This is a genomic window from Pseudoxanthomonas taiwanensis (assembly GCF_010093135.1).
In the GTDB taxonomy this organism is placed as follows: domain Bacteria; phylum Pseudomonadota; class Gammaproteobacteria; order Xanthomonadales; family Xanthomonadaceae; genus Pseudoxanthomonas; species Pseudoxanthomonas taiwanensis.
The window spans coordinates 1-4179 of the sequence record NZ_PDWK01000116.1 but is presented as its reverse complement, the minus strand read 5'-3'; the positions used below and the strand labels follow the sequence as shown (position 1 = coordinate 4179).

General features: G+C 75.5%; 3 protein-coding genes. 1 reads left to right on the top strand and 2 read right to left on the bottom strand.

Annotated features, from left to right (window positions below; all coding sequences use genetic code 11):
• Positions 1–239 precede the first annotated feature (239 nt).
• Entirely contained in the window at positions 240–1628 is a 1389-nt protein-coding gene (gene radA / locus CR938_RS13895; protein WP_162125557.1) for a DNA repair protein RadA, read from the top strand.
• Between the two features lie 3 nt (positions 1629–1631).
• On the opposite strand, the gene CR938_RS13890 is transcribed toward radA, so the two are convergent.
• The gene (locus CR938_RS13890; protein ID WP_162125556.1) at positions 1632–2522 is read right to left on the bottom strand and encodes a filamentous hemagglutinin N-terminal domain-containing protein; all 891 of its coding nucleotides are present in this window, start codon (positions 2520–2522) and stop codon (positions 1632–1634) included.
• A gap of 20 nt (positions 2523–2542) precedes the next feature.
• The gene (locus CR938_RS13885; RefSeq protein ID WP_246191102.1) at positions 2543–4036 is read right to left on the bottom strand and encodes a ShlB/FhaC/HecB family hemolysin secretion/activation protein; all 1494 of its coding nucleotides are present in this window, start codon (positions 4034–4036) and stop codon (positions 2543–2545) included.
• Positions 4037–4179: the final 143 nt, after the last annotated feature.

Here is a 4179-nt window from a genome sequence, read left to right as displayed (position 1 = left end):
TGCGTCCGTAAGGCGGGGAAACCCGCCAAAAACCGCCCTGCACGGGCGAAATCCGGCTCGAAAGCGACGCCAGGCCGGCGCCACGATGCCGCAATCCGGGCGGCAGAGCGGGTTGTTCAGACCTTCCCTTGCGTGCAGGCGGCTGCATGCGCAACGTGCGTGGTCGTGCGTGGCCGTCTCTCGTGCTGCGACGGTGTTGGGTATCCTGCCCGGCAGCATCAAGCGTGGATGGCGAGGAGATGACCAAACCTGGCAGGGCGCGCACCGCCTTCGTCTGCGGCGAATGCGGCGCGGAGTACAGCAAGTGGCAGGGACAGTGCGGCGAGTGCGGGGCGTGGAACACGCTCTCGCAGGTCGTGCTGGAGCCGGCCTCCGGTGGCGGCGCGCCGGCGGCGGCGCGCCGTTCCGGCTGGGCCGGCAAGGTGGACCCGCCCAGGGTCACCGCGCTGAAGGACGTGACCCAGGTGGCCGAGGTGCGCATGTCCACCGGCATCGGCGAACTGGACCGGGTGCTGGGCGGCGGCCTGGTCGAGGGCGCGGTGGTGCTGGTCGGCGGCGACCCGGGCATCGGCAAGTCCACGCTGCTGCTGCAGGCGCTGGCGAAGATGGCCGCGCAGGTGCCGGCGCTGTACGTCACCGGCGAGGAGTCGCTGGCGCAGGTGGCCGGGCGCGCGGTGCGCCTGGGCCTGCCGCTGGACAACCTGCAGGCGCTGGCCGAGACCGGGGTGGAGGCCATCCTGCACCATGCCGCCCAGGCCAGGCCGCGCCTGATCGTGGCCGACTCGGTGCAGACCCTGTGGACCGAGACCCTGACCGCCGCGCCAGGCTCGGTCAGCCAGGTGCGCGAGAGCGCCGCGCGCCTGGTGCGCTACGCCAAGGAGACCGGCACGGCGGTGTTCCTGGTCGGCCACGTCACCAAGGAGGGCGGCATTGCCGGCCCGCGCGTGCTCGAGCACATGGTCGACGCGGTGCTGTACTTCGAGGGCGAGAGCGGCAGCCGTTTCCGCGTGCTGCGGGCGTTCAAGAACCGCTTCGGCGCGGTCAACGAGCTGGGCGTGTTCGCCATGGGCGACAAGGGCCTGAAGGAAGTGCCCAACCCCTCGGCGATCTTCCTGTCCGGCAGCGCGCGCCAGCCGGGCAGCTGCGTGATGGTCACCCGCGAGGGCACGCGGCCGCTGCTGGTGGAGGTGCAGGCGCTGGTGGATGCCTCGCCGCTGTCCAACCCGCGCCGGGTCGCGGTGGGCCTGGAGCAGAACCGCCTGGCCATGCTGCTGGCGGTGCTGCACCGGCACGGCGGCATCGCGGTCGGCGACCAGGACGTGTTCGTCAACGTGGTCGGCGGCATCCGCGTGCAGGAAACCGCGGCCGACCTGCCGGTGCTGCTGGCGGTGCTGTCCTCCCTGCGCGACCGGCCGCTGCCGGACAAGACCATCGCCTTCGGCGAGGTGGGCCTGTCGGGCGAGATCCGCCCGGTGCCCAATGGCGAGGAGCGCCTGCGCGAGGCGGCCACGCACGGCTTCCGCCGCGCCATCGTGCCGAAGGCCAACGCCCCGCGTGGCGGCGCGAAGTACAAGGACCTGGAAGTGATCGCGGTCGAGCGCCTGGCCGACGCCCTGGAGCACGCGTAAGGCTCAGCGCCGCGGCTCGTCGGCGAAGGCGCGGATGCCGCCGCCGGACCGCGGCGCCGCGCCGGCTTGGCCGCCGTCCGCGGGCGTGGCCAGCAGCAGCAGGCGGCCGTCGCGCAGCACCGCGCCGCGCGCCTGCGGCGCCCCGCCGCCGGCCACGGCGCTGGCGGCCACCGTGCTCTCGGCCTCGGCCGACATCACCAGCTCCCCGCCCTCCTGGCGCATGCCGCCGTCCTCCAGCAGCGTCCGCACCTGGGCAGGGTCCAGGCCGATGCGCAGGTGGCCGTCGGCGCCGGCCTCCAGGGTCAGCAGGCCGGCGGGCCGGGCAGCCTGCTGCGCGGGATCGGCCGGGTCGGCGGCCGGTTCGGTGGCGGCGACCAGGCCGGCCATCGCCAGCAGGCCGTTGGCGGAGATTGCCTGCTGCCAGGTCGTGGCGAAGCCCGCGGTCGGCCGGTCGAAGGCCGCCCCGCCGGTCAGCTCCAGGCTGGTGGCCACCAGGTTGCCCACGTCGATCCGCGCGCCGGGCGCCACCAGCACCCCGGCGGCGTTGAGCAGGAAGACATGGCCGTTGCCGGACAGCTCGCCGGCGATGCGCGAGGGGGTGCCGCCCAGCACCCAGTTGAGCGCCACCGCCGAGGCGTCCGGTTGCACGAAGCGCACCGCCGCGTCGGCGCCGATGTCGAAGCTGCGCCACTGCAGCACCGCGCGCGGGGTGCGCTGGGTGATGGTCAGGGCGCGGTCCTGGCGGGCCAGCTCGGCGTGGCCGGCGGCCACCCGGCCGTCCTCGGGCAGTGCGTCGCGCGCCTGGCCCCAGGCCAGTGCCGGCAGCCAGGCCAGCAGGCCCAGCGCGGCGGCGTGGAAGGGCAGGCGGAGTCGGGAAGCGGGGCCGTGGCGCATGGCGGTCTCCGGGCAGGCGCTCAGCGCGGGAAGCGCTGGCGCAGGTTGAACCATAGCTGCGGCGCGCGGCGGCTGCCATCCTGGTTGGCGCCGTCGAAGCCGCCGGGGTTGCCGCCCAGCGGCACGCCCCAGGCGAGGGCGGCGCTGAAGCCGCGGCGGGTCCAGCGCAGGCCCAGGCCCGCGGCGGCCAGTCCGTAGCGGTTGCGATCCAGGGCCTCCCACGGGTCCTGGCGCTGGCGGATGCGGCCGCCGTCGAGGAACGCGAAGCCGTCCAGCTCGCCGCCGCCGGGCGTGGCCGCGATCCGGTGCAGCTCCAGCTGCAGCACCGCGCCGCTGTCGCCGGGCGCCTCGTTGACCGGGTAGCCGCGCACGCCGTAGGGGCCGCCGAGCACGAACTGCTGCGAGGAGTCGAGGTTGCCGTCGGCCCACTGTCCGGCCAGGCGCGCGCGCAGGTACCAGTCCGGGGCCAGCCAGCGGTCGTGGCGCAGCTCCAGCCGGGCCAGGGTGTAGCGGCCCTCGATGCCCGGGCCGGAGGCGTCGGCCAGACGGTCCTCGGGCAGGGCCAGGCGCACCCGTCCGCTGGCCAGGTCGGCGATCCAGGCGGTATGGGCGCCGTGGCCGCCGCGGTGCACGGCGTCACCCAGCAGGGTCAGGGTCAGGTCCCGCAGGTGGCGGCGGTGCAGGTCCACGCCGAAGCTGGCGTCCTCCTGGCGGCGGCGCGTCCAGACCAGCTCCGCCTCCAGGTTCCAGGCCGCGCTGCGGCGCAGGGGATAGCCCAGCGCCGCGCGGTGCAGGCGCGAGCTGCCGGTGGCCTCCAGCAGCTCGAACTCCTTGCCCAGGCGGTAGTGCAGGGTGTTGTAGCCCAGGCTGCCGCGCAGGCCGCTGCTGCCCAGCGGGGCGATGTAGCTGGCGCCGGCGTACTCCAGGTCCGCGCCGCGCATGCCGGTGGCCGAGAGCTGGTCGCCGTAGCCGCTGGGGTTGTCCAGCGACAGCCGGCCGATGGCCTGGGCACGGCCGGTGTAGCGGCTGCCCTCGTTGCCCACGCCCAGGCTGCCGGTCAGCAACGGGCCATCCTCCACCTGCAGCAGCAGGTCGCTGGTGCCCGGTTCGCGGCCGGCCTGCAACACGCCGTCCACGTAGATACCCGGCAGGTCGTTGGCCAGCAGCAGGCCGCGCTCCAGCCACTCGAGCGCGTACGGCTCGCCCGCACGCAGGCCGCGGCCGACCATGGCGGCGACGAACTCGGCGTTGGCGCGGGTGTCCTCGTCCAGCAGGCCCAGGCGGCCGAAGCGGCCTTCCAGCACCTGCACCGCCACGGTGCCCTCGGTGATGTCCTGCTCCGGCAACTGGGCGCGGGCGAACCAGCCGTGCTCACGGTACACCGCCACGATCCGGCGCAGGGCTGCCTGCAGCTCGGGGAAGCGCAGCGGCCGGTCGAGCCAGGGCGCCAGCGCCTCCTGCAGCACGGATTCCGGCAGCAGGGTCACGCCCTCCAGGGCGAAGCGCCGGACCACGAACTCCGGGCCGGCCTGGTCGGGGGCCGCGGGAGGCGTCAGGTCTGCCGGCGGGGGGGGGGGGGCCGGGGGCGCCCGGGGGGGCGCGGCCCGCGGCAGGAGCGGGCCGGCGTGCGGGGGGTGGGGGGGGGGCCGGGGCCGGG

Bases quoted from the DNA above. Each gene is read 5' to 3' on its own strand.
- radA (WP_162125557.1), top strand. From the start codon at position 240: ATGACCAAACCTGGCAGGGCGCGCACCGCCTTCGTCTGCGGCGAATGC.
- CR938_RS13890 (WP_162125556.1), bottom strand. From the start codon at position 2,522: ATGCGCCACGGCCCCGCTTCCCGACTCCGCCTGCCCTTCCACGCCGCC.